At 34.4% G+C, this 24,762-nt stretch carries 20 protein-coding genes; 11 read left to right on the top strand and 9 right to left on the bottom strand.

Annotation, left to right across the window (positions count from 1 at the left end):
• The 4 genes from OZP07_RS05035 to OZP07_RS05020 all read left to right on the top strand — a co-directional run bounded on the left by OZP07_RS05035 (position 1) and on the right by OZP07_RS05020 (position 5,484).
• Positions 1-957 carry a glycosyltransferase family 2 protein gene (locus tag OZP07_RS05035; protein ID WP_194643776.1) on the top strand — a complete coding sequence of 319 codons (957 nt, stop codon included), beginning with the start codon at positions 1-3 and terminating at the stop codon, positions 955-957.
• 73 nt (positions 958-1,030) lie between these two features.
• Positions 1,031-2,758, top strand: a complete 1,728-nt coding sequence (locus OZP07_RS05030; protein ID WP_281637517.1) for a phospho-sugar mutase — start codon at positions 1,031-1,033, stop codon at positions 2,756-2,758.
• A gap of 80 nt (positions 2,759-2,838) precedes the next feature.
• Positions 2,839-4,665 (top strand): ABC transporter ATP-binding protein, encoded by a 1,827-nt coding sequence (locus tag OZP07_RS05025; RefSeq protein ID WP_194643772.1) that lies wholly within the window; start codon positions 2,839-2,841, stop codon positions 4,663-4,665.
• Between the two features lie 117 nt (positions 4,666-4,782).
• Positions 4,783-5,484, top strand: coding sequence for a DUF2971 domain-containing protein (locus OZP07_RS05020; RefSeq protein ID WP_281637516.1), 702 nt, complete (start codon positions 4,783-4,785; stop codon positions 5,482-5,484).
• Between the two features lie 107 nt (positions 5,485-5,591).
• Here the strand turns inward: OZP07_RS05020 and OZP07_RS05015 are convergent, their stop codons facing one another.
• The 3 genes from OZP07_RS05015 to OZP07_RS05005 all read right to left on the bottom strand — a co-directional run bounded on the left by OZP07_RS05015 (position 5,592) and on the right by OZP07_RS05005 (position 10,585).
• Positions 5,592-6,317, bottom strand: a complete 726-nt coding sequence (locus OZP07_RS05015) for a CREC-EF hand family protein (protein WP_281637515.1) — start codon at positions 6,315-6,317, stop codon at positions 5,592-5,594.
• 98 nt (positions 6,318-6,415) lie between these two features.
• Entirely contained in the window at positions 6,416-8,836 is a 2,421-nt protein-coding gene (locus OZP07_RS05010) for a TonB-dependent receptor (protein ID WP_281637514.1), read from the bottom strand.
• A gap of 54 nt (positions 8,837-8,890) precedes the next feature.
• Positions 8,891-10,585 (bottom strand): M23 family metallopeptidase, encoded by a 1,695-nt coding sequence (locus tag OZP07_RS05005; protein WP_281637513.1) that lies wholly within the window; start codon positions 10,583-10,585, stop codon positions 8,891-8,893.
• Positions 10,586-11,057: 472 nt separating this feature from the next.
• On the opposite strand from OZP07_RS05005, the gene OZP07_RS05000 reads away from it, so the two are divergent.
• From OZP07_RS05000 to rny, 4 genes are all read left to right on the top strand, one after another.
• Entirely contained in the window at positions 11,058-11,348 is a 291-nt protein-coding gene (locus OZP07_RS05000; RefSeq protein ID WP_281637512.1) for a hypothetical protein, read from the top strand.
• An 8-nt stretch (positions 11,349-11,356) separates the two neighbouring features.
• On the top strand, positions 11,357-11,650 hold the full coding sequence (locus OZP07_RS04995) for a cell division protein ZapA (protein ID WP_194643762.1): 294 nt from the start codon (positions 11,357-11,359) through the stop codon (positions 11,648-11,650).
• A 71-nt stretch (positions 11,651-11,721) separates the two neighbouring features.
• Entirely contained in the window at positions 11,722-11,949 is a 228-nt protein-coding gene (locus OZP07_RS22215; RefSeq protein ID WP_410504286.1) for an Rpn family recombination-promoting nuclease/putative transposase, read from the top strand.
• Complete coding sequence (gene rny / locus OZP07_RS04990; protein ID WP_194643760.1) at positions 11,858-13,420, top strand: ribonuclease Y; 1,563 nt, start codon at positions 11,858-11,860, stop codon at positions 13,418-13,420. The genes OZP07_RS22215 and rny overlap by 92 nt, the downstream gene beginning before the upstream one ends.
• Positions 13,421-13,538: 118 nt before the next feature.
• Here rny and OZP07_RS04985 read toward each other — a convergent pair whose 3' ends face one another.
• From OZP07_RS04985 to OZP07_RS04975, 3 genes are all read right to left on the bottom strand, one after another.
• The gene (locus tag OZP07_RS04985; protein ID WP_194643758.1) at positions 13,539-14,918 is read right to left on the bottom strand and encodes a PAS domain-containing sensor histidine kinase; all 1,380 of its coding nucleotides are present in this window, start codon (positions 14,916-14,918) and stop codon (positions 13,539-13,541) included.
• Between the two features lie 209 nt (positions 14,919-15,127).
• Positions 15,128-16,024, bottom strand: a complete 897-nt coding sequence (xerD, locus tag OZP07_RS04980; RefSeq protein WP_281637511.1) for a site-specific tyrosine recombinase XerD — start codon at positions 16,022-16,024, stop codon at positions 15,128-15,130.
• Positions 16,025-16,293: 269 nt separating this feature from the next.
• A complete protein-coding gene (locus OZP07_RS04975) occupies positions 16,294-16,896 on the bottom strand; it encodes an outer membrane beta-barrel protein (protein ID WP_281637510.1) in 603 nt (200 codons plus the stop codon).
• 282 nt (positions 16,897-17,178) lie between these two features.
• Between OZP07_RS04975 and aroQ the strand changes: the two genes are divergently transcribed.
• The 3 genes from aroQ to OZP07_RS04960 all read left to right on the top strand — a co-directional run bounded on the left by aroQ (position 17,179) and on the right by OZP07_RS04960 (position 21,611).
• A complete protein-coding gene (gene aroQ, locus OZP07_RS04970; protein WP_281637509.1) occupies positions 17,179-17,592 on the top strand; it encodes a type II 3-dehydroquinate dehydratase in 414 nt (137 codons plus the stop codon).
• 85 nt (positions 17,593-17,677) lie between these two features.
• Entirely contained in the window at positions 17,678-20,152 is a 2,475-nt protein-coding gene (locus OZP07_RS04965; protein WP_281637508.1) for a DUF5686 and carboxypeptidase regulatory-like domain-containing protein, read from the top strand.
• A gap of 478 nt (positions 20,153-20,630) precedes the next feature.
• Positions 20,631-21,611 carry an IS30 family transposase gene (locus tag OZP07_RS04960; RefSeq protein WP_281635297.1) on the top strand — a complete coding sequence of 327 codons (981 nt, stop codon included), beginning with the start codon at positions 20,631-20,633 and terminating at the stop codon, positions 21,609-21,611.
• A gap of 24 nt (positions 21,612-21,635) precedes the next feature.
• Here OZP07_RS04960 and OZP07_RS04955 read toward each other — a convergent pair whose 3' ends face one another.
• The 3 genes from OZP07_RS04955 to OZP07_RS04945 form a co-directional block, all read right to left on the bottom strand.
• Complete coding sequence (locus OZP07_RS04955) at positions 21,636-22,502, bottom strand: cation diffusion facilitator family transporter (protein WP_281637507.1); 867 nt, start codon at positions 22,500-22,502, stop codon at positions 21,636-21,638.
• A 104-nt stretch (positions 22,503-22,606) separates the two neighbouring features.
• Positions 22,607-23,923, bottom strand: a complete 1,317-nt coding sequence (gene murA, locus OZP07_RS04950) for a UDP-N-acetylglucosamine 1-carboxyvinyltransferase (protein ID WP_194640166.1) — start codon at positions 23,921-23,923, stop codon at positions 22,607-22,609.
• A 130-nt stretch (positions 23,924-24,053) separates the two neighbouring features.
• On the bottom strand, positions 24,054-24,761 hold the full coding sequence (locus OZP07_RS04945; RefSeq protein ID WP_194640165.1) for a DUF4290 domain-containing protein: 708 nt from the start codon (positions 24,759-24,761) through the stop codon (positions 24,054-24,056).
• Position 24,762: the final 1 nt, after the last annotated feature.

The following is a 24,762-nucleotide window of genomic DNA, read 5'->3' as shown; positions in this document are numbered from 1 at the left end:
ATGAATTTATCCATACTCATACCCCTTCTAAACGAAGAGGAATCCTTACAAGAATTGTACACTTGGATTATTTCGGTAATGAAATCTAACAATTATAGTTATGAAATCATTTTTCTGGATGACGGAAGTACAGATGAATCCTGGAATATTATTTCGGGATTTGCTGCTGAGAATCCTAATGTAAAAGGGATTCAATTCATGAAAAATTTTGGGAAATCACAAGCTCTGCACGCCGGTTTTGCTAAGGCAAAAGGCGATGTGATCATCACTATGGATGCTGATCTGCAGGACAGCCCAGACGAGATTCCTGAGTTATATGAAATGATTACCAAAGAAAAATACGACCTGGTTTCAGGCTGGAAAAAGAAACGCTACGATTCAGTTGTCGCCAAAAATATCCCTTCAAAATTATTTAACTGGGCTGCCCGAAAAACATCTGGAGTTGAACTGAATGATTTTAACTGCGGACTGAAAGCCTACAAAAATGTAGTGGTAAAAAACATTGAAGTATCAGGCGAAATGCACCGATATATTCCTGTTTTGGCCAAAAATGCAGGTTTTGGAAAAATCGGTGAAAAAGTGGTACAGCATCAGGCAAGAAAATATGGTGAAACCAAATTTGGAATGGAGCGTTTCATCAATGGTTTCTTGGACTTAATAACGATTTGGTTTCTTTCCAGATTTGGAAAAAGACCGATGCATTTATTTGGCGCGATAGGATCATTCATGTTTATATTTGGTTTTTTCTCAGCTGGATATATTGGAGTTTCAAAACTGTATCATATGTATATGGGAATGCGCTACAGCCTGGTAACTAATAATCCTTGGTTTTACATCGCATTGACAACAATGATTTTGGGAACTCAATTGTTTTTGGCAGGTTTTCTTGGAGAAATTATTTTGAGAACCAAAAACAATGAAGAGCGTTATAAAGTATCGACTGAGGTGAATTTTTAAAAACCTCACCCCCAGCCCCCTCTCCCTCGGAGAGGAGGAGTAAAACAGATTAATAATTTAAACTAAATATATAATGCACATAGCACAAAACATTTTAGACGCTGTAAACGAATGGTTAACACCTACGTTTGATAATGAAACTCAAGTTGCCGTAAAGGAATTAATGACAACTTCGCCAAAAGATTTAGAAGAAAGCTTTTATAAAAACCTGGAATTTGGAACAGGCGGAATGCGCGGTGTAATGGGTGTTGGAAATAACCGCATCAATAAATATACGCTTGGAAAAAGTACTCAGGGATTATCTGATTATCTGCATAAAGTTTTCCCAAACCAGCCATTAAAAACAGTTATTGCTTTTGACTGCCGTCATAACAGTAAATCATTAGCAAAAGTGGTTGCCGATGTTTTTTCTGCAAATGGTATACAGGTTTACTTATTTTCGGACTTAAGACCTACTCCAGAATTATCTTTTGCTCTTAAATATTTAGGCTGTCAATGCGGCATTGTATTAACAGCATCACACAATCCTCCAGAATATAACGGTTACAAAGTTTATTGGGAAGACGGCGGACAGATTGTTCCTCCGCAGGACGGAGATATTATCAATACAATTGAAAAATTAAACTACAGCCAAATCAAATTTGATGCAAATGAAGATTTGATTCAATATATAGATGCAGAAGTTGATCAGGCATTCATCAAATCTACTATTGAGAATGCGAGTTTTGGAACATCACAGGAAGCAAAAGACAACTTAAATATTGTATTTACTTCACTACACGGAACTTCTATTACTGCTGTTCCTGAAACTTTTGCACAAGCGGGATATAAAAATGTAAATATTGTTGAAGAACAAAGAGTCCCAAATGGTGATTTTCCGACTGTAAAATCTCCAAATCCTGAAGAACCAGAAGCTTTAACACTGGCATTAGCATTAGCAGACAAAACCAATTCGGATATTGTTATCGGAACTGATCCTGACTGTGACCGTCTAGGTGTTGCTGTTCGTAACAATGAAGGCAAAATGATTTTATTAAACGGAAATCAAACTATGATTTTGATGACCGCATTTTTATTGGAAGAATGGAAAAAAGCTGGAAAAATCAACGGAAAACAATTCGTTGGTTCAACCATTGTTTCTACACCAATGATAATGGAATTGGCTTCGGCTTATGAAGTTGGATTTAAAGTTGGTCTGACAGGTTTCAAATGGATTGCCAAAATGATCAAGGATTTCCCAGAATTAGAATTCATTGGCGGCGGAGAAGAAAGTTTTGGATATATGGTAGGCGATGCAGTACGCGATAAAGATGCAGTTGCTGCCACTTTATTAATCTGCGAATTAGCTGCGCAGGCCAAAGCTAACGGAAGCACCGTTTACAAAAAATTACTAGAGTTATATGTAGAACACGGTTTTTACAAAGAACATTTAATTTCGCTTACCAAAAAAGGAATGGAAGGATTAGCAGAAATCAATAAAATGATGATTTCTTTGCGTGAAAATCCATTGAAAGAAATTAACGGACAAAGAGTGGTAATGGTTGAAGATTACAAATCATCTGTTGCTAAAAATTTATTTACTGGCGAAGAGGAAACTATCGATATGCCAAAAGCTGATGTGCTAATTTATTACACTGAAGATGGTTCTAAAATTTGTGCAAGACCAAGCGGAACAGAGCCGAAGATTAAATTCTACATCAGTGTAAAAACTGAACTGGATTCGGTTGAAAATTTCACTAAAGTTGAAAAGGTATTGGACGAAAAAATCAAAAATATAATTACTGCAATGCAATTAAGCTAAAAACTATTGCTTTAAATAAAAACAAACCCGGCATTTTTATTAAACTGCCGGGTTTTAATGCCTAAATAACAACTTAAATAATGAGCAGTTTCAAAAAAATAGTTCCTTTCATATATCCATATAAAAAATATGTCTTCTTAAATATTTTTTTTAATGTATTGTATGCCCTTTTTAGCACTCTTTCTTTTGTGGCATTAGCCCCAATGCTTCAGGTATTGTTTGACAAAACAAAGAAAAACACAGTAAAACCTGTACTTAACAGCATTCTGGAAATTAAAGAATATGGCGAAAATTATTTAAGTTATTATATTACGACTACCAAAGAAACCCATGATTCTGGTTATGTTTTGTCCATCATGGTCGCTATTATTATTTCGATCTTTTTATTAAAAAACTTAGCCGATTATTTAGCTATGTTTTTTATCACTTTTTTACGAAATGGTGTTTTAAGGGATATGCGGAATGCTTTGTATAAAAAAACACTGGAACTGCCATTAGCTTTTTATTCTGAAAAAAGAAAAGGAGATGTTATTTCAAGAATTTCTGCCGATGTAAATGAGGTGCAAAATTCATTTTTAGCCATATTAGAACTTATTGTAAAAGAACCTCTTACCATAATTTTCACTATAATTGCTATGCTGTTTCTTAGCCCTCAGCTAACCATATTCGTTTTTATTTTTATTCCAATCTCAGGATATATCATTTCATTGATTGGAAAGCAGCTTAAAAAACAATCAACAAAAGCGCAGCAGGAACAAGGTACTTTTTTGTCTACTATAGAGGAAACTATCGGCGGATTGAAGGTCGTAAAAGGATATAATTCTGAAAACTATTTCAATACCGTTTTTCAAAATTCAACAGAACGCTTTTTTTCTTTATCAAACGGCATTGGCAATCGCCAGAACTTAGCATCACCTGCCAGTGAATTTATGGGAATTACTGTAATTGCCATATTACTTTGGTACGGAGGTCAATTAGTTCTAATTGATAAAACTTTAGAAGGCGCTACCTTTATTGTCTACATGGGACTAGCTTACAACATTCTAACTCCTGCAAAAGCAATTTCCAAAGCTTCATACGGAGTAAAAAGAGGGAATGCTGCAGCAGAACGTGTTTTAGAGATTTTAGATCAGGAAAATACAATAACCAGCAAAGATGATGCGATAGAGAAAAACACTTTCGATTCGGAAATTGCAATTCAGAATATCAATTTTAAATATGAAGATGAAAACGTTCTAAAAGATTTTTCACTTACAGTAAAAAAAGGACAAACTGTTGCTCTTGTGGGACAGTCCGGAAGCGGAAAAAGTACTATTGCTAATTTACTGACCCGTTTTTATGATGTTCATGAAGGAACGATTTCGATTGACGGAATTGCAATAAAAGACTTGAATCTGCAGTCCCTACGCGGTTTGATGGGACTGGTAACCCAAGACAGTATTTTATTTAATGACACTATCAAAGCAAATATCGCTTTAGGAAAACTGGACGCATCCGATGACGAAATTATAGAAGCTTTGAAAATTGCCAATGCTTATGAATTTGTCCAAGATTTACCTCTTGGAATCTATACCAATATTGGCGACAGCGGTAATAAACTTTCCGGCGGTCAAAAACAAAGACTTTCTATTGCCCGTGCCGTCCTAAAAAATCCTCCGATTATGATTCTGGATGAAGCTACATCTGCTTTGGACACTGAAAGCGAAAAATTTGTACAGGTGGCACTCGAAAATATGATGCAGAACAGAACTTCGATCGTGATCGCTCACCGCCTTTCGACCATTCAAAAAGCAGATAAAATCGTGGTAATGAAAAAAGGAAAGATTGTAGAGCAGGGAACTCACGAAGAACTCATTGCAATGGATGGTGCATATAACAAATTAGTGACGATGCAGTCGCTGGAATAATCTAGAAGTTTTAGAATTGTTTAAGGACTTAAAAATTCAATATCGTTTAAAGCTTAAACGGAAATTAACTTTAAACGTTTAAACCTCTTAAACCTCAACAATATTAGATTTATAATTATGTACCTCAACAATCCCAACATAAAACTTCCGCAAGATCCAGATACCATCGTATGGAAATATCTGGACTTGTCGAAGTTTTTGGATTTATTGCTTTCACGAAAATTATTTATGTCGCGTTCGGATAAATTTGAAGATCAGTACGAAGGTACTTTTAGCGAACCTACATTTGAGGAAATCAAGAAACTCTCTATAGACAATCCCGATTTTCTAAATTACTACAAAACACATCGGGAAAAAGTAGCTGTAAGCAGCTGGCATATCAATGAATACGAATCCTTTGCCATGTGGCAGATTTTTACCCAAAACAGCGAAGGACTGGCCATACAATCTACAGTAAAAAGGCTTCAGGAATCGCTTCATCCCGAAAACAATTACAAACAGTATATCGGTGAAGTCAATTACATTGATTACAAAAAAGAATACATTCCGTTTGACGACATGTTTTTCCCTTTTCTATTCAAACGAAAAAGCTTTCAGTACGAACGTGAAGTCCGTATCATTACTGACGTGACCGACAGTAACATCAAATTAAATGACGGTTTGAAAATTAATATTGACATCAGCCAATTGATTGAGCGAATCTACATTCATCCAAAATCAGAGAATTGGTATAAAAATCTGGTGATTCAACTGGTAAAACAGCTGGGGTTTGATTTTCAAATCGAAAAATCAGATTTAGAGAGCGATATTTTGATTTAGGTTTTTCGACACTAATTTTTAAACCATTAAGACATTAAAATTTTAAGAAGAACGAGACATAATTTTCTTAATATCTTAATTGTAAAAAAAAAATTAACGATGAAAATTTAAATCGGATTATAACTCTCCACTTTCCAGTCTTTATTTGTCAAATCGATGTAATTGTAGTGCACTACATCTTTACTGTCGAATTTTCCGTTTTTATTAGTATCCTCAACAGTTCTAAAATACAGACGTTTTTGGGATTCAATCAAATCCCAGTCAATAAGTTCTTGAAAATCTGGTGAAACTTTGGTGAAATTTTCTCCGCTGCTATCGCTCAGGTACAAAGTCGTAATATCACTTACATCTAACTTCCCATCTTTGTTGGTGTCCATATCCATCATCGAATATACCATAATCTGTCTCTTGATTTTAGCTGAAACATCTTTTAGGTAAGTTGCGGTCTGAATTAAAACAGGTTTGTCCGTCAGCGCTTTTATCGAATCGGAACCTATTTTTTGAAATTTAAGATTCTGCAGATAACCTGTAATTTCATTCTCCGAAGCATTTGATATCGTAAAACTCACATCATTCACACTCGAAGAACCATATTTGGTTTTTGGCCCTTTTTCATACACGTTCAAATCTCCCACGGGATGAATCAAATAATTGGTTCCTTCCATTTGTATTGGCAGATCGGCAATTTTTATTTGAGCAGAATCAACCTTCACAGATCCTTTTGCCACTTTTGACGCATCATAACTCACTTTCGGTTTTTCAACATCTTCTTTTTTACAGCTTGCCAAAAGCAAAAGTGAAATCCCAATAAAGGCGAAATGTGATCCTCTCATAATATTTTACTATTTAAAATAAACTCAAATGTAATCATTTTTAAAAAAGCGAAAAAAATATACAGCAGATTTATTCGGACGAACCGTCGTAAAACTGATTACAATCTTACATTCAGCTTCAAGTTAAAGACCCGTGTGGTCATATAATTCGGAATTGCATATTCTGTTTTAGTATATACATCGCGAACCCAAGTATTCGTAATCGCATTTTGATTATTGAAAAGATTAAAAATTTCAAAACCCAGTGCCAATTCTTTAAAATTCTTAAAAAACTTTCTGTTGGACATACCCCCTTTCTGATCTATAAACACTTTGGAAAAACCAATATCAGCACGGCGGTAATCCTTCAGTCGGTTTTGGTACAAATACGGATCAGCATAAGAAGGCGAACCTCCCGGCAGTCCTGTATTGTAAACCAAATTCAGATACAGTTTCAGGCTTGGAATCTTTGGCATATAATCCTGAAATAAAAGTCCAAATTTCAGCCGTTGGTCAGTTGGTCTGGCAATATATCCTTTATTATCAATATTCTCTTCAGTTTTCAGATACCCAAAACTAATCCAAGAATCGGTTCCCGGAACAAACTCACCATTGAGCCTTAAATCCAAACCCTGCACATAAGCCACAGCGCTATTATTGGCGGCATATCTTATTCTGACATTATCAACCGTATAAGGATTTACATCGGTCATCGTTTTATAATAGGCTTCAGTAACCAATTTAAAAGGGCGTTCCTTTATTTTGAAACTATATTCATTTCCTAAAACTACATTAAGTGATTTTTGTGCTTTGGTATCAGGCTGGACTACACCATCATAATCTCTTAATTCTCTATAAAATGGAGGCTGGTTATAAACGCCTATAGTTAGCCTGAAAAGCATTTCTTTTTTCCAATCCGGCTTTATGGCAAATTGTGCTCTTGGGCTAAAAACTGTCTGAAACTTACCGTTTAGATTGTCTCCCGAAACTTCCCAGCTTTGCGACCGCACACCTAAATTGTACCAAATCTCGTTTGACCCCAGATTATCCTTTCTCCCCCATTGTGCATAAGCCGAAAAACGGTCAATGTTAGTAAAATTAACTGCTTTTACTGACTGATATGGAATTAAAAGTCCTGAATAAGGCTGATACGGTTCATCATTTTTAGGCAGAACAATTGGCGGTCTTATCGAAAACCCTGCCGAATCAATCACTTCCCATTCTGAAATCCGGTCACGGATGGATTCTCTGGTATATTTAACTCCCCATTCAATTTGATTTTCTTTCCAGTTATTTAAGCCTTTTACTTCTAAATTAGCGATTAAAGCATCCAGATCATTACGGGCATGATTGAGCTGAGATCCTATTCCTCTTGAAAACTGAATATCACCATACGTATCAGAACCGATATTTGTATCCACTTCGCCTAATCTGTACTGAGCATAAATATCAAAATATTCCTGTTCAATAGTATGAAAAACAGATCCAATAAATTTCAACGAAAAGGAATCATTCACCTGATATGCTGCTTTTAAAGCACCAAAATAAGTATTATACAAATCTTTCTCCTTACCCTGATAATAAACCGAAAGCGCCATAGGCTCATCAACAGTACCAAAATTAGTCTGGCGCGTAAGCGGTTCGTATAAATATTTATTTTGAGAAATATTTCCTAAAAAACTCCACTGCCATTTGGCAGAAGCCTGAAAATTTATATTCGTTTGTATATCTGCAAAAACCGGCTTATAATTTGTCTGGGTTTCCTGACTCTCTACAAGAAGACTATTGTTTCTATATCTGATTCCAGTAATTGCAGACCATTTTTTATTTTTGGAAACAGCATCAACAGCCAGACTTCCTCCTAAAAAACTCATTTCCAGCAACGCTCCAAACTTTGCTGGATTTCTATAAGTGATATCCAAAACGGAAGACATTTTATCACCATACTTTGCCTGAAAACCTCCTGCCGAAAAATCAATATTCTGAACCAGATCAGTATTGACAAAACTTAAACCTTCCTGTTGTCCTGAGCGTATCAAAAAAGGCCGATACACTTCGATTTCATTGACATATACCAAATTCTCGTCATAATTTCCGCCACGAACACTGTACTGTGTGCTCAGTTCATTATTGGAATTTACGCCTGGTAATGTTTTCAGAACGTTTTCGATACCAGCATTTGCACCGGGAATAAACCGAATATCTTTAGCTTCAAAAGTAAGAATTCCCTGAACCAGTTTCTTATTATTATTGATAATGACTTCTCCCATTTGTTCCTCCTGGTCATTCATATACATGTTAAAGACATATACTTCATTGGTCTGCAGCGAAACTTTTAGGCTGGCTTTTTTTAAAGAAACATGAGTAAATTCGACAGTGACATTTTGATTGGATGGAATAGTAATCTGATAAAAACCTTTTTCGTCAGTTTGAGTGCCATTATCACCGCAGATAACATTTACGCCTTCAACAGGAACATTTTTTTTATCCAGAATAACTCCTTTAACAAAAGCCGTCTGAGCAAATGAAATCATTCCCATCCACAAAAAAACAAAACAACACAGGGTTTTAAAGATATTCAATTGGTTTTAATTTTACTGTTTTTTATTTCGTAGAAAATGCGTCTCAAAGGTAGCAGAATTACCTACATTATCAACTACAACTACTTTTAATTCATTATCGCCTTCAGCAGCAATTCCGTCACTGAAATAATGTGTCAAAAGATTGGTCTTATTATCATATTCCATTAAAATCCATTTCCCATTCAGGTAACCGTTATAGGATTGTATTCCAGATAAACCATCCGAAATACGAACCTGAAGAACCTTTTGATCATCCAGTCTTTTGCCCTCAATAGATTTTGAAATACTAATCACAGGTGCAACAGTATCCAAAACCAATTTGTACTGTCCCAAAGTCTTTACTCTCGTTTCATAAACATTATTTTTTTCTCGGGTCGTATTATAACTTACCCCATTACCAGATATTCTGCCTATAAAAACTTTATCTTTATTATTTACATAACTGCTGTTCTCCATCGTAATTGTAAAATTAGTATGCGCTGGAACAGTATCGTCATGTGCTATCAGTACATTATTTTTTACATCAAAATTTAAATCAAAATCATTATAGAATGTTCCTGCAGGAAAAAAAACAGAACATTTGTCTTTTTCAAAAAAACAGTCTTTTGCAGCTTTCACAACATAATTTGCTGCAGCTGGTTCTTTTTCGATTACTGTAGAAAGAGAATCATACTCGACTGGAATGGCAATTGTTGTTTTATTGCCATAATAATCAGAAACGACTAAACTGCATACATTAGATAAATTTGGAGACGGCATGATAACACCTTTAGACTCATCACTTTTTATAATACTCAGATTATAAGGCGGATTCATAAATAGCTTTTGAATCCTCTGACCAGTTTTTTTATAAAATGAATAATCAATAAGCGCATTTACATAACGCATTTCATCAAAGGCATAAGTATTAAATTGATATCCGAAAATAGATTTTCCATTATTAGACAAGTCCACATTAAAAACACCGTTTTTATTAAACGATACATCATCATAATCAAAAGCTGCAATTCCAAAACCAATCTTTCCATTAGCCGACACTTTATCTGCCAGATACGTTCCGTCTTTTTGCAGTGATAAATTAACCGGGATTCGCCGCTGGGCATGATTGACCGTTGTTTTTGAATCCAAAGGATAAACATACAGATTGGAAACTATCGGCTTCTTAGTATCCTGCATCAGAACATCAAACCCAAAAAACATCGGATTGATTATTTTCTCCGACTTTGTATCTCTAAATTCAAAATGCAGATGCGGCCCTTCAGATGCTCCTGTATTACCGGAAAGAGCTATAAGCTGTCCTTTTTTAACAGGCAGCTGATTGGGCTTAAAATACATCTCAATCTCAAAAGACTTCTCTTTATAATGTGTATACTTTATAAAACCTTCAATAGAATCTGTTGCTCTCTGCAAATGTCCGTACACCGAAGTAAATCCGTTAGGATGATCGATGTAAATTGTCTTTCCATTACCGAAAGTAGAAATTTTAATTCTGGAAACATATCCATCAGCCACCGCATATACGTTTAAACCCTCTTTTTGAAGGGTTTTCATGTCAAAACCAGCATGAAAATGATTAGGTCTCAATTCCCCAAAATTCCCCGACAGTTTCAGCGGAATATCAAGAGGCGGACGAAAGTAATCTTTAGGATACTCAGCCTGACCAAAAAGAACAGCTGAAAATAGAAATAAAAAAAAGGAAAGTTTCATATGCAGTTATAAATCATTATTTATCGGTCATCCGAAATTACCAAATCCCGTTTTCAGAAAACTGTATTAGGGTTTTACAATCCGTTTATATTTCTCTTCATACCCTGTAATACATTTTTGCTAAGATAAAAAAAGCAAGCAAAACCCACAAATCAGATTGCCTTTATTAATTTTCAGGAGCAGAAGAATAAGGCATTTTGGAAATATGGAACCTGCTCTGCACTATATCTTTGCTTTTCTAAAGAAAAAAAGCAAAGGATGCCGTTTCGATCAGGGCTAAAAAGTAAATATCAGGCATTTTTGGAGACAGCTGCATCTACATCTAAATCCAATTGAAAGGTAAAACTTAACAAAAACACAATAAACTGATTACCAGAACATTGATTATTTTAATATAAAAAAACCAATAAAATATTGCATTAATAAAAAGGAATACTAACTTTGTAAGATTAAGTAATGAATAGGAATTATAATGAGTGTGATTGCAGAAATAATTGATACTCTTGAAAATAAGATTGGAAAACTTTTTTTAAAAATTAAAAGTTTAGAAAAAAACAATCAGGAATTGCAAAAAGAGTTGAAGAATGCTGCAGTGTTAATACAAAACCAATCCAAAGAGATTGAAGCTTTAAAAGCACAATTAGAAACACTCAAAATAGCCAATACATTATTAGGCAGTGACGACAATAAAAGAGATACAAAGCTTAAAATAAATTCAATAATTCGTGAAATTGATTACTGTATAGCACAGCTGTCAGATTAGTGAAAAACATGGACGAAAAGCTTAAAATTAAAATATCAATTGCAGACAGAGTTTACCCATTGACGGTAGATTTTGCACAGGAAGAAGGACTTAGAACCGCTTCCAAAAAAATTGATGCGATGATTAAGCAATTTGAAGAAAATTATGCCGTGAGAGACAAACAGGATGTATTGGCCATGTGCGCCTTACAGTTTGCTTCTCAAGCTGAACAAAAACAGATTGACAACACCATAAATGGAGAGGAAACCATTGAAAGATTAAATAAAATCAATTTGCTTTTAGACGAATATCTCGAAAACTAAACGTTCTTTACATAGACTAAGATACTGCCTACATTAGTTCATATTGGTAAACTCAACACTAACAATTTAGAATGAGCGAATCATCACTACTAGAGCATGCCACGCTTCGGCGAGGAAACTTGAACAGTGAGTTAGCTCAAAACTTGTCTTTTCGAGTTTATACAACTTCTAATGTAGGCTTTTTTTATATATTAATTTTTAACAAACATGGACATCATAACAATAATTATTTCAGGAATTACAGGTATTGCGCTAGGATTTGGCATCGCCAAAATCATCGAAAAAAGCAACATCTCTAATTTAATTAAAAGTGCTAAAAAAGAAGCTGCTTCGATACTAAAAGACGCCAATCTTGAGGCTGAAAATATCAAAAAAGACAAAATTCTTCAGGCAAAAGAAAAATTTATTGAATTAAAAGCAGAGCACGAACAGGTAATTCTGGCTAGAGACAAAAAAGTAGCCGAGGTAGAAAAAAGAGTGCGCGATAAAGAATCACAAGTTTCAAATGAATTATCAAAAGCTAAAAAAGTAAATGATGATTTTGAAAACAAAACTGCCGAATACAATTCTAAAATCGACAATTTAGAGAAAAAACAGCAGGAAGTTGACCGTCTTCACAAAAGCCAGTTACAGCAGCTTGAAGTTATCTCTGGATTATCTGCAGAAGAAGCTAAGGAACAGCTTGTTGAAGGTTTAAAAGCTGAAGCAAAAAGCAAAGCAATGTCGCATATTCAAGATACAATTGAAGAAGCTAAACTAACCGCACAGCAGGAAGCCAAAAAAATCATCATTAACACAATTCAAAGAGTTGGTACTGAAGAAGCAGTAGAAAACTGCGTTTCTGTTTTCAACATTGAATCAGATGATGTAAAAGGTAGAATCATTGGACGTGAAGGAAGAAATATCCGTGCACTTGAAGCTGCAACTGGTGTTGAGATTATCGTTGATGACACACCGGAAGCGATCATCCTTTCTTGTTTTGATCCTGTACGAAGAGAAATTGCCCGTTTGGCTTTACATAAATTGGTTACAGACGGACGTATCCACCCTGCGCGTATCGAAGAAGTTGTTGCCAAAACAACCAAACAGATTGATGACGAAATCATTGAAGTAGGAAAACGTACTGTTATCGATTTAGGAATCCACGGATTACACCCTGAACTGATAAAAGTAGTAGGAAGAATGAAATACCGTTCTTCTTACGGACAAAATTTACTACAGCACTCCCGTGAGGTTTCAAAACTCTGCGGTATCATGGCTGCTGAATTAGGATTAAACGTTAAACTTGCTAAAAGAGCAGGACTGCTTCACGATATTGGTAAAGTGCCGGATGCAGAAAGTGATTTACCTCACGCTTTATTAGGTATGCAGTGGGCTGAAAAGTATGGTGAAAAAGAAGAAGTATGCAACGCTATCGGTGCCCACCACGATGAGATAGAAATGAAATCATTATTATCACCTATCGTTCAGGTCTGTGATGCAATTTCAGGTGCAAGACCAGGTGCAAGAAGACAAGTTTTGGATTCTTACATCCAGCGTCTGAAAGATCTTGAAGAAGTTGCTTACGGATTCAGCGGAGTGAAAAACGCGTATGCAATCCAAGCCGGAAGAGAGCTTCGTGTTATTGTAGAAAGCGAAAAAGTTTCTGATGAAAATGCCGCTAATTTATCTTTTGAAATTTCACAAAAAATTCAAACCGAAATGACATATCCTGGTCAGGTAAAAGTTACTGTAATCAGAGAAACCAGAGCGGTAAATATTGCAAAATAACAGTTGCCTTTTTTAAGATTTAGAAAAGATTGAAATACAAAAAAATCCAAATTCCAATAATAAATCGGAATTTGGATTTTTTATTTTGAAATAAAACTAAAAGACTATTTTAGAACGATTAAACCTCCTTTTTAAAATAAATCTTAAAAGTTGTTCCAAAATTAAGAGTACTTTCTACCTCAATTTTACCGCCCATATTTTCAATTTGATTCTTTGTCAAATACAGACCTACTCCTCTTGCATCATTATTTCTATGAAATGTTTTATACAATCCAAAAATAGAGTCTTTATGTTTTTCTAAATCGATTCCTAATCCGTTGTCTTTTACATTCAGAACAACAAAATCATTATTAGGCTCTGTAGTAAATATAATTTTTGCATCCTTATTTGGATCAGAATATTTAACAGCATTCGTAACTAAGTTTAACATGATACTCTCTAGATAAGCAGGAATACAAAGTACTTTTACCGAACTTGGAACATAATTCAAAACCTGAATTCCTTTCAGCTTAATAGATTCACACAGTACATCCAATACTTTATCAATAAAATTATTCATTTTCAAAAGCTGCATATTATCTTCTCTTTCTGTATAAATACTTACTAAGTCATTTAGGTTTTCAATAGTCGAAAACAATTCATCTGAAACAATCTGAATATTGCTTAAGGTATCAGATTCCGACAAGAGTGCTTCTTTATGCAGATCCAGTAATGATTTTATATTACCGCTGTGCGTTCTTAAATTATGAGAAACAATATGTGCAAAATTTAGCAGTTTATTATTTTGAGTGTTTACAATTTCGAGCATTTTGGCAAGCTCAATCTCTTTTTCTTTTTGTTCAGAAATATCAGTGTGTGTACCTACAATACGCAAAGGCTTCCCTTCATCGTCTCTTTCAATAACTTTTCCTCTGTCCAGAATCCATTTGTATTTTCCTGAACACAGAACTCTGTGACAGGTTTCGTAGAACGGAATTTTGTTTTCAAAATGCAGATTGATATTTCCATAATATTCTTCACGATCATCAGGATGTACTCTCTCATCCCATTCCTCTGGTGAAGCAACTAAATCTGACTCTGTTAATTCCAGTATCTTCATCGATTCCGAAGAGTAGTATACTTTATTAGTAATTAAATCCCAGTCCCAAACTCCACGATCAGAAGCCTGCACCGCAAAATGATATCTTTCATCAGCAACTTTTAATCTGATTTCCTGCTCCTTCACAATCGTTATATCCGAAATTAATCCATAAAACACTACCTCGTTATGATCATTCTTTTTTGGAGTTGCATCAATACGAATCCATTTATAACCGCTTTCAGGCATTAGCAGTCTAAAATCGACATCCCATTTTTCATTACCTGAAATAGCTTTTTCGTATGAATCCAAAAACATCTTTAAATCTGGCTCATAAATTTTATAGTTGGACAAATTATAAGAGTCTTCAAGAAATTCCTGTATCGAAAATTCGTCAAGAATCTCAATTGGTTTGCTCAAAAAATCAACTGTTATTTGTTTAAGAGAATTTACCCTTATCTGAAAGATTATATTAGGAAGCTGTTTTATTAAACTTTCATATAATTTATTTAAATCTTCTGGGGTTTTATTGGCTGTAAAGATCATATTCTATAAACTTCTTAAAATAACTGCAAAAATATTGAAACTTAAATGATATTATTACAAAAAGAATATATTTATTATAAAAATTACTTTCTTGGATGATAGGTATTAATAACTTCGGTTAAATATTTTCTATCCAGATGCACATAAATCTCAGTAGTCGTAATAGATTCATGACCAAGCATTAATTGTATGGACCGCAGATCGGCTCCGTTTTCTAACAAATGAGTAGCAAATGAATGTCGGAAAGTATGCGGGCTGATTTTTTTATGCAGATTGATTTTCACAGCCAGATCTTTAATGATTGTAAAAATCATTGCCCGTGTCAATTGTTTTCCTCTTCGGTTTAAGAACAAAGTGTCATCAAACCCTTTTTGAATAGTAAGATGAACCCTTACTTCACTTTTATAAATCTCGATATATTTTTGAGTTAAATCCCCAATAGGAACAAAACGCTGTTTATTCCCTTTTCCGGTAATTTTAATAAATCCTTCTTCAAAAAATAAATCGGATATTTTTAGGGCTACTAATTCGGAAACCCGAAGTCCGCAGCCGTATAAAGTTTCTAATAAAGCTCTGTTGCGTTCCCCTTCATTAGAACTCAAATCAATTGCCGAGATAAGCGCATCAATTTCCTCTACTACCAAAGTATCAGGCAGTTTCCGTCCTGTTTTTGGAGATTCTATTAATTCCAATGGATTATCTTCTCTATAATCTTCAAATATTAAATAAGAGAAAAAACTTTTCAGTCCCGAAATTATTCTCGCCTGAGATCTCGGATTTACTTCTTTGGAAACCGCATAAATAAACTGCTGTAAAGTTTCCTCTTTGATTGTAATTGGTGAAACTGAAATCGAATTTTGATTTAAAAACAAACAAAGACGCTCAATATCAAATGAGTAATTATCAATTGTGTTTTTTGACAAACCTCTTTCGATTTTTAAATAAGACTGATAGCTTTTTAGATATGATTTCCAATTCATAATGACAAAGTAAAGCTATTTTAACGCATAAAAAAACCTCACGATTCAAGGCATTCGCTTTTAAAAGTTTCTGACACGAATTACACTAATCTGCACGAATTAAGATTGCTGTTTAATTACACAAAACATTCGAAACTGTAAAAAGTTGTAAAATTTGATTTCAATTTTGATAAGAATTAATGTTAATTGGTGAAATTCGTGTTTATCTTTTTTTAAATGCGAATGCCCTGCTCCCGATTAGAGAGGCTAAATATGCTGTAATCTTCACATTACCATTTGTATAATAATCCGAATTTTGGCTGTGCAAAAATATTATTAAACAAGTTCACATTGATAACTAAATCACTAGTGCTATCACCATCCTCTGGGCTCACATTATTATAACTCAATACTTCGGCCAAAGTAAAAGTTGCTGCCCATTTTGGAGTAAAAAAATAGTTAATCCCTAAATCAATATTCGCCTTGATACCATTGCTTACATTTGAGGTACCGTTAACATAATCCATTTTTGAATGATTGTACCCCAAACCAGCTTCACCATAAGCTTTAAAATTTCCTAAACTCAAGAAATAATATCGTGCAAATCCTCCAATTCCAAATGAATTTGATTTATCATAACCGCTTCCATTTGACAGATAAGAAACAGATGAATAATTGATGTCTGCTCCTACAGCCCACTTTTGATCCAAAAAAAAACCTAATTTTGGAGTCACAGCAAAATAATCATTACTGGAATCTCCAGTTGTCACGCTAATTCCGCCTTCAATCCACATATCTCCTTTAGAAAAAGTTGCTTTTGGCATTGTTGTCTCTTGTGCATTCGCAAAATTAATTGCAAAAACCGTTACTAATAATAAAAATTTCTTTTTCATTTTTTTTGTTTTATTTGTTAATACAAATCCGAATGTACGAAAAAACATCTGTTATTATATTAACTAAAATGTACTTTAACAATAACACTTAGTCACTGAAAATTAATTTTAAACTACAAAAAAAAATAAAAACCAGCTACTTAGCTGAAAAATTTCATCCTTACAAAAAGAACTTACATGATAAAAATAACATCAAAACATTGAATTTTTAAAACTGCAGATTTTTACACAAACAGCATACTATTCAATAGGTATTTTTTATTTTTACAAAAACAAAAAATTATGAAAATCGCCATCCTTAATGGTCCAAACTTAAATTTACTTGGAAAAAGAGAACCTGAAATTTACGGTTCGCAGACATTTGAAGATTATTTTGAAATTTTGAAAAACAAGTTCCCTCAACTAGAATTGACATACTATCAAAGCAATATTGAAGGAGAATTAATTGGAAAAATACAAGAACTAGGATTCAGCTATGACGGAATAATCCTGAACGCTGGTGCTTATACACATACTTCAGTAGGAATTGGCGATGCTATAAAAGCGGTTACTACACCGGTAATCGAAGTTCATATTTCAAACACTTATGCTCGCGAAAGCTTTAGGCATCAGTCCTATATTTCCGGAAATGCCAAAGGAGTGATTTTAGGTTTTGGCTTAAAAAGTTATGATTTGGCTATTCAGTCATTTTTGTAATATTTTTATATAAACTTTAACAAATTCAGCTCTTTATTCGCGTAACATACTTACAAAAAAGCGTCAAACATAAAAACTAAATTTTATGAAAAACGCTTTTTTGTACTTTTTACTTCTATTATCTTTCCATTCTTTTGCCCAAATAAAAGGCACAGTCACTGACGAAAAAGGAAATCCGTTACCGTTTATTAATGTTTTTGAAGAAAACACCTATAACGGAACCACAACAAACGAACTAGGAAAATACCAGCTCCATTTAAAATCTACCGGCAAGAATAAAATTGTTTTCCAGTATTTGGGCTTCAAAACCCAAAAGATAGCAGTTCCTGCAGAGAAGTTAAATCTTCCATTGGATGTAAAAATGATTGAAGAAAACTTCACACTCAATGAAGTAATAATTAGCACAAAAGATAACCCTGCAAACGCAATCATAAAAAAAGCAATTGCCAGCAAAAAAGAAAACACCCGCAAAACATCCCGCTTCAAAGCTGATTTTTATTCTAGAGGAATTTTTAAGCTGAAAAATGCTCCAAAAAAAATATTCGGACAGAAAATAGGTGATATGAATGGCGCTTTAGACTCGACCGGAACAGGAATTATATCACTTTCAGAAACATTTTCTAAAATTATTTATGAAAAACCAAACAATCTGAAAGAAGTTGTAACGGCATCCAAAGTAAGCGGAGACAACAAAGGATATGCATACAATACTGCTAGATCTTCCTTTTATGACTTTTATGATAATACGATACGTTTTGGCATCAATATGATTTCGCCAATAGCAGATAATGCTTTCAATTATTATAAATATAAACTGGAAAGCACATTTGTCGATGAAAACAACCAGACCATTAACAAAATAAAGGTCATTGCCAAAAGAGACAAAGAGCCAGTTTTTGAAGGTTATATTTATATTTTAGAGAATTCATGGGCTATTTACGGAATAGATTTAGATATAAAAGGCTACCGCATGAAAGAAGATGTTATCGATGTAATGACGCTGAAACAAAATTTCAGCTACAACGAAATCAGTAAAATTTGGGCAAAAAAGACACAAAGTCTTGATTTCAGTGCAGGCCTATTTGGAATTAAATTCAGCGGAAAATACACTTACGTTTACAACAATTATGAATTTGTGGATTCATTTGACAAAAAAACATTTACCAGCGAGATTACTACAGTTGACATAAACTCAAACAAAAAAGACACAGTTTTCTGGAATGCAAACAGACCCATTCCGCTAACAACAGAAGAAATTACCGATTACATAAGGAAAGACAGCATTCATAAAGTCCGCAACTCTCCAAAATACTTGGATTCCATTGATAAAAAAGGAAACAAGTTTAAGTTTCTCGATCCAATCACCGGCTATACTTACAAAAGCAGTTTCAAAAAATTTTCTTTGGGTTATAAAGGGTTACTCGACTTCAGCTCTCTAAGTTTCAATACGGTGCAGGGATGGAATTTTGATACTGGTTTTTCATATTCCAACTGGAAAAATGAAGAAAAAGGACGCCAAACCAACATTGATTTAAAAATCAATTATGGTTTTTCTGATGACCGCGTCCGCATTAATGGAAAATATTGGCACCAATTCAACAATCAAAATTATGCCAATATACAAGTTTCTGGAGGAACCTCTGTCGCGCAATTTAACAGAAACGAGCCTATCAGTCCTTTTATAAACTCAATAAGTACGCTGTTTTTTAAGGATAATTACATGAAATTATATAATCTGGAATTTGCCAAAATAGAGTATGGGCAGGATATTGCAAACGGTATTAATCTAAAAGGAAAAATTGAATACGAACAGCGAAAACCGTTATTCAACACAACAGATTATACTTTTATCAATAAAGACAAACTCTACTCTTCCAACAATCCGTTAAATCCGGACGATTACATAAATCCCGGATTCGAAAAACACAGTTTAGCCAAATTGAATCTGACTGCCAAAATAAATTTCGGCAATAAATATGCTTCAAGACCAGACGGGAAATACAACATTCGAAACTCAAACTACCCAACTCTTTATTTAGGTCTTGAAAAAGGATTTGCCGGAACCGAAAAGAAATATGAATTTACCAATATCAACACACAGATTAAATACAGCCACACCTTTGGAAACAAAGGAGATTTTGGATTAAGCCTAAAAGCTGGAAAATTCTTTGATGCCGAAAATATTGCTTTTATGGATTACCAGCATTTCAATGGGAATCAAACCTATGTGGGATTATCAGGAAATTATCTGAATGTGTTTAATTTAATGCCCTATTATACAAACAGTACCAACGACAGTTATTTTGAATTTCACACTGAGCACAATGACAGAGGATTTATAATGAACAAAATCCCTTTATTAAACCTACTTAAATCAAACTTAGTTGTAGGCTATCATTTACTTGCAGAACCAAATATCAATCCCTATTCCGAGTACAGTGTAGGTTTGGACAATCTCGGTTTTGGAAAATTAAAAATGTTCCGAATCGATTATGTCCGTTCCTATCAAAACGGATTTCAAAATGAAGGAGTTATTGTTGGTATAAAATTTATGAATTAGATTAGGGTAATTTAGATTATTTGGGCGTGACCCTCCGTAAAAACTACGGGTCGGGCTTTCCGTTCCCGCTTTTTTTATTTGGCTAAAAAACGCCAAATAAAAAAGAGCTCCACTGCAATCCCTCACGCGCAAGGTCATTACGTTAGGGATTTCATGCTTGAATTTGCTCAAATATAAATCTCGCAAAGGCGCGAAGACGCAAAGAAATCCGATTTTAACTTTGCGCCTTCGTGTCTCTGCGAGAGAAAATTAAAGCTTAACTTAATAACATTGCTCTCACGCTAGCAAATACGAGCCAACAAAATTGACATAAAAAAACCAATACCTTTTTGAAGATATTGGTTTTACTACTTAGATTCAAGTAATAAATGCAACGTGAAAAAAAACTCTAGTGTTATTCTTTTGACCTAGGTCAAAAGAATAACACTAGAGTTGGCGAAAAAATCATCATATCTTTGGGTTGCAACACTCAAAATAGATGGCACATTTAACGTTAGAACAAAGATACAAAATAGAAGTATATAGAAATGCCGGTATCAGTATTTCCGAAATTGCTGAATTGGTAGATAAAAACAAATCAGTTATTTCTCGAGAAATAAAACGTAATTCTGATCAAAGAAGTGGTGTTTATAAAGCTGTTTTGGCGGATAAAAAAGCTTTAAACAGGCATAAGGTTAAGATCAAAAAATGCACTTTAACCTCAGAAGTTGAAGCAAATATTTTGTTTTATTTAAAGCAAGATTACAGTCCTGAACAAATTGTTGGCAGAGCAAAAATTGACAAAAGAGCAATGGTTTCTAAAGAAAGAATCTATCAATATATTTGGGAAAATAAACGCAAAGGAGGACTCTTATATAAACATCTTAGGACCAAGGGTAAAAAGTATAAAAAAAGAGGACATTTAAAGGATAAAAGAGGACTTATTATTGGTAGGGTCGATATTAGCGAGCGTCCAAAGATTGTAGAAAAGAAAAGTAGATTGGGCGATTTAGAGATTGATTTGGTCATTGGTAAGAATCACAAAGGAGCGTTACTAACTATCAATGACAGAGCCTCTGGAATACTTTTTATGGGAAAAGTAGAAAGCAAAGAAGCTAGTGCAATACAGCAGAAAACAATTGAATTATTGAAAGATTGGAAACCAATAATCAAGACCATTACTTCGGATAATGGAAAGGAATTTGCCAATCATCGGGCCATTGCAGAAGATTTAGATATCGATTATTATTTTGCCAAACCCTACCATAGCTGGGAACGAGGAGCCAATGAAAATTTAAACGGATTAATAAGACAATATTTTCCTAAAAAATCTAACTTTGAAAACATCGAAGAACAACAAATAAAAACAGTAGTTAATACATTAAACAACAGACCCAGAAAAAGATTTGGCTATAAAACACCTAATGAAATTTTCGCCGAAAAAATCAATAAATTGAATACTGTTGCATTTATATGTTGAATCCACCCTATTTTATAATCGTTTCTAATCCGGCTCAATATGAATCAATACATGTCCAAGTTCCGGTATTTTTTCCCTCAAAGTATCTTTTAATTTATGAGATAAATCGTGGCCTTCTTTTACCGTTATGGTTCCGCTTACACGAGCATGAAGATCAACATGATATTTCATACCTGCTTTTCGGATAAAACATTTTTCGGTATCAATAATACCATCAACCTGATGAGAAACCTGTCTGATTTCCTCAACCAGATCATCGTATAAATGTTCATCCATAATTTCCCCAAGAGCAGGCCTGAAAATCAAATAGCTATTGTAAAGTATAAAACCTGAAGCAAACAGCGCTGCCCAATCATCTGCAGATTCATATCCTTTCCCCATAAACAATGCAATCGAAATTCCGATAAAGGCAGCAATCGAAGTCAGTGCATCGCTTCTATGATGCCAGGCATCCGCTTTTAGAGATGAGCTGTTGGTTTCTTTACTTCTTTTCATCACCAATTGAAAGGAATACTCTTTCCAGATAATAATAGCCCCAAGCACAAAAAGTGTCCAAGGTTTTGGCAGCTCATGTGGCGTTCGAATGTTTATTATGCTTTCATATCCGATAATCGTAGCCGAAGTGATTAAAAATCCAACAACCAAAAAGGTAATTAAAGGCTCGGCTCTTCCATGTCCATACGGATGATTTTCATCTGCCGGTCTGCTGGAATATTTTATGCCAAATAAAACTAAAAGTGAGGCAAAAATATCAGCAGTTGATTCTATAGCATCGGCAATTAGTGCATAAGAATTCCCGAAAACCCCGGCTAGTCCTTTTATAAGAGCAAGAGAAGTGTTTCCGATTATACTAAAATAGGTCGCTTTTATCGCTTTTTCTACGTTAGACATATTTCATTTTTTATTATAAACACAATTTAAGTCAATAAATTTTGAACTCAAACTGTATAAAAAAACGCTTAAATTATTTTAAGCGTTTTTTAAAATTATTATTCTTATTGTTTTTCTCGAACTATTTTGGCTCCAATTGCTCTTAGTCGCTCGTCTATGCGCTCGTAACCGCGGTCAATCTGCTCAATGTTTTGAATTGTACTGGTTCCTTTTGCAGAAAGCGCAGCAATCAACAATGAGATTCCAGCACGAATATCTGGAGAAGCCATTGTAGTTGCTTTCAATACTGATTTAAAATCGTGTCCAATAACTACAGCTCTATGCGGATCACACAACATGATTTTGGCTCCCATGTCAATCAGTTTATCAACGAAGAACAAACGGCTTTCAAACATTTTTTGGTGAATAAGAACATCACCTTTGGCCTGTGTAGCTACCACCAGAACAATACTCAACAAATCGGGAGTAAATCCTGGCCATGGCGCATCTGCAATGGTAAGGATAGAACCGTCGATATCTGTTTTTACTTCGTAACCGTCTTTATGTTCTGGAATATAAATATCATCACCCTGCTTCTCAAGGGTAATTCCTAATTTTCTGAATACGCTTGGAATAACTCCTAGATTTTCCCAGCTTACATTCTTGATAGTAATTTCACTTCTTGTCATAGCCGCAAGACCGATCCAAGAACCTATCTCGATCATATCAGGCAAAATTCTATGCTCACAGCCACCTAATTTTTCAACTCCTTCAATAGTCAATAAATTAGAACCAACTCCTGTGATTTTGGCACCCATAGAATTCAGCATTTTACAAAGCTGCTGCAAATAAGGCTCACACGCCGCATTGTAAACTGTTGTTCTTCCTTTGGCCAAAACTGCAGCCATTACAATATTTGCAGTCCCAGTTACCGACGCTTCGTCCAATAACATATCGGCACCTGTAAGTCCGTCTGGAGCTTCTACTCCATAAAAATGGTCTTCTCTGTTGTATCTGAATTTTGCACCAAGATTGATAAATCCTTCAAAATGGGTATCCAAACGTCTGCGTCCGATTTTATCTCCGCCTGGTTTCGGGATATATCCTTTTCCAAAACGAGCCAGAAGCGGTCCGACAATCATAATAGAACCACGAAGCGAACCTCCTTCTTTCTTAAAAGCTTCTGTTTCTAAGTATCCAACATTTACTTCATCACATTGAAAAGTATATGAACCATGCCCTAGTTTTTCTATTTTAACTCCTAAATTCCCCAGCAGCGTTATCAGTTTATTGATATCGATAATATCCGGGATATTGTTGATTGTTATTTTTTCTGGTGTTAAAAGTACTGCACATAAAATCTGCAGTGCTTCATTTTTTGCACCTTGCGGGATTACTTCTCCTTTTAAACGTGTTCCTCCTTCAATTTTGAAAACTTCCATACTTTTTTTGAGTTTCTAAGTTTCTAAGATCCTGAGTTTCTAAGTTTTTTTTAAAAAGACATACAAGAAGAATTCCGCAATATCTCAGCAACTTAGCGACTTAGTAACTTAGCCATTTTAAATAAATTAATTATTTCTTTTGAAACGGTTTTTGTTTGCCGTTTTTATTATTCTTGTTGCTTTGAATTTTTGGCTGTCCTGCCGGACCTATTTTATTAGAAACCCTTTTATTGGTTCTTAATAAATCGGTGGTATTTAATAACTCTTCTGAACTTTGCAGTAAATTTAGTTTTCCGTCTGATAACTCATAAAGGTGTTCGAAAATCACATCATCTTTTACGGTATCTTTGTTCCAGCTCAAATAGGATTTTTTCATGTGATTGGCAATTACTTTTACCAATGCACTTTTCATTTCGCCTTCCTCCCATTTATTGGCTACATCAATCATATACTTGATATTGTTTCCATAGTACCTGTATTTGGGATAATTTTGCGGATATTTTAAAGCATCCGGTTTAAGCTGCAGTACTTCCCTTGAAGGTATTGGATAAGGAGAATCGGCAGCTAATTTAAAATCAGACATGATAAATAGCTGATCCCATAGTTTATGCTGAAAATCAGGTACGTCACGCAAATGAGGATTCAGACTTCCCATTACCTGAATGATGTATTTTGCCGCTTTGTTGCGTTTTTCATCATCTTCAATAACAGTAGCCTGTTCGATCAGTTTTTGCAAATGACGGCCATACTCTGGAATGATTAAATGTTTTCTCTCAGAATTATATTCCAAGTTGAAAACTACATCATTCGCATTTTCTTTTTTATATTTTTCGATCATA

The organism is Flavobacterium marginilacus (assembly GCF_026870155.1).
Classification (GTDB): Bacteria; Bacteroidota; Bacteroidia; order Flavobacteriales; family Flavobacteriaceae; genus Flavobacterium; species Flavobacterium marginilacus.
Note: the sequence above shows the minus strand (reverse complement) of the source record. Positions and strands in the feature narration are given on the sequence as shown.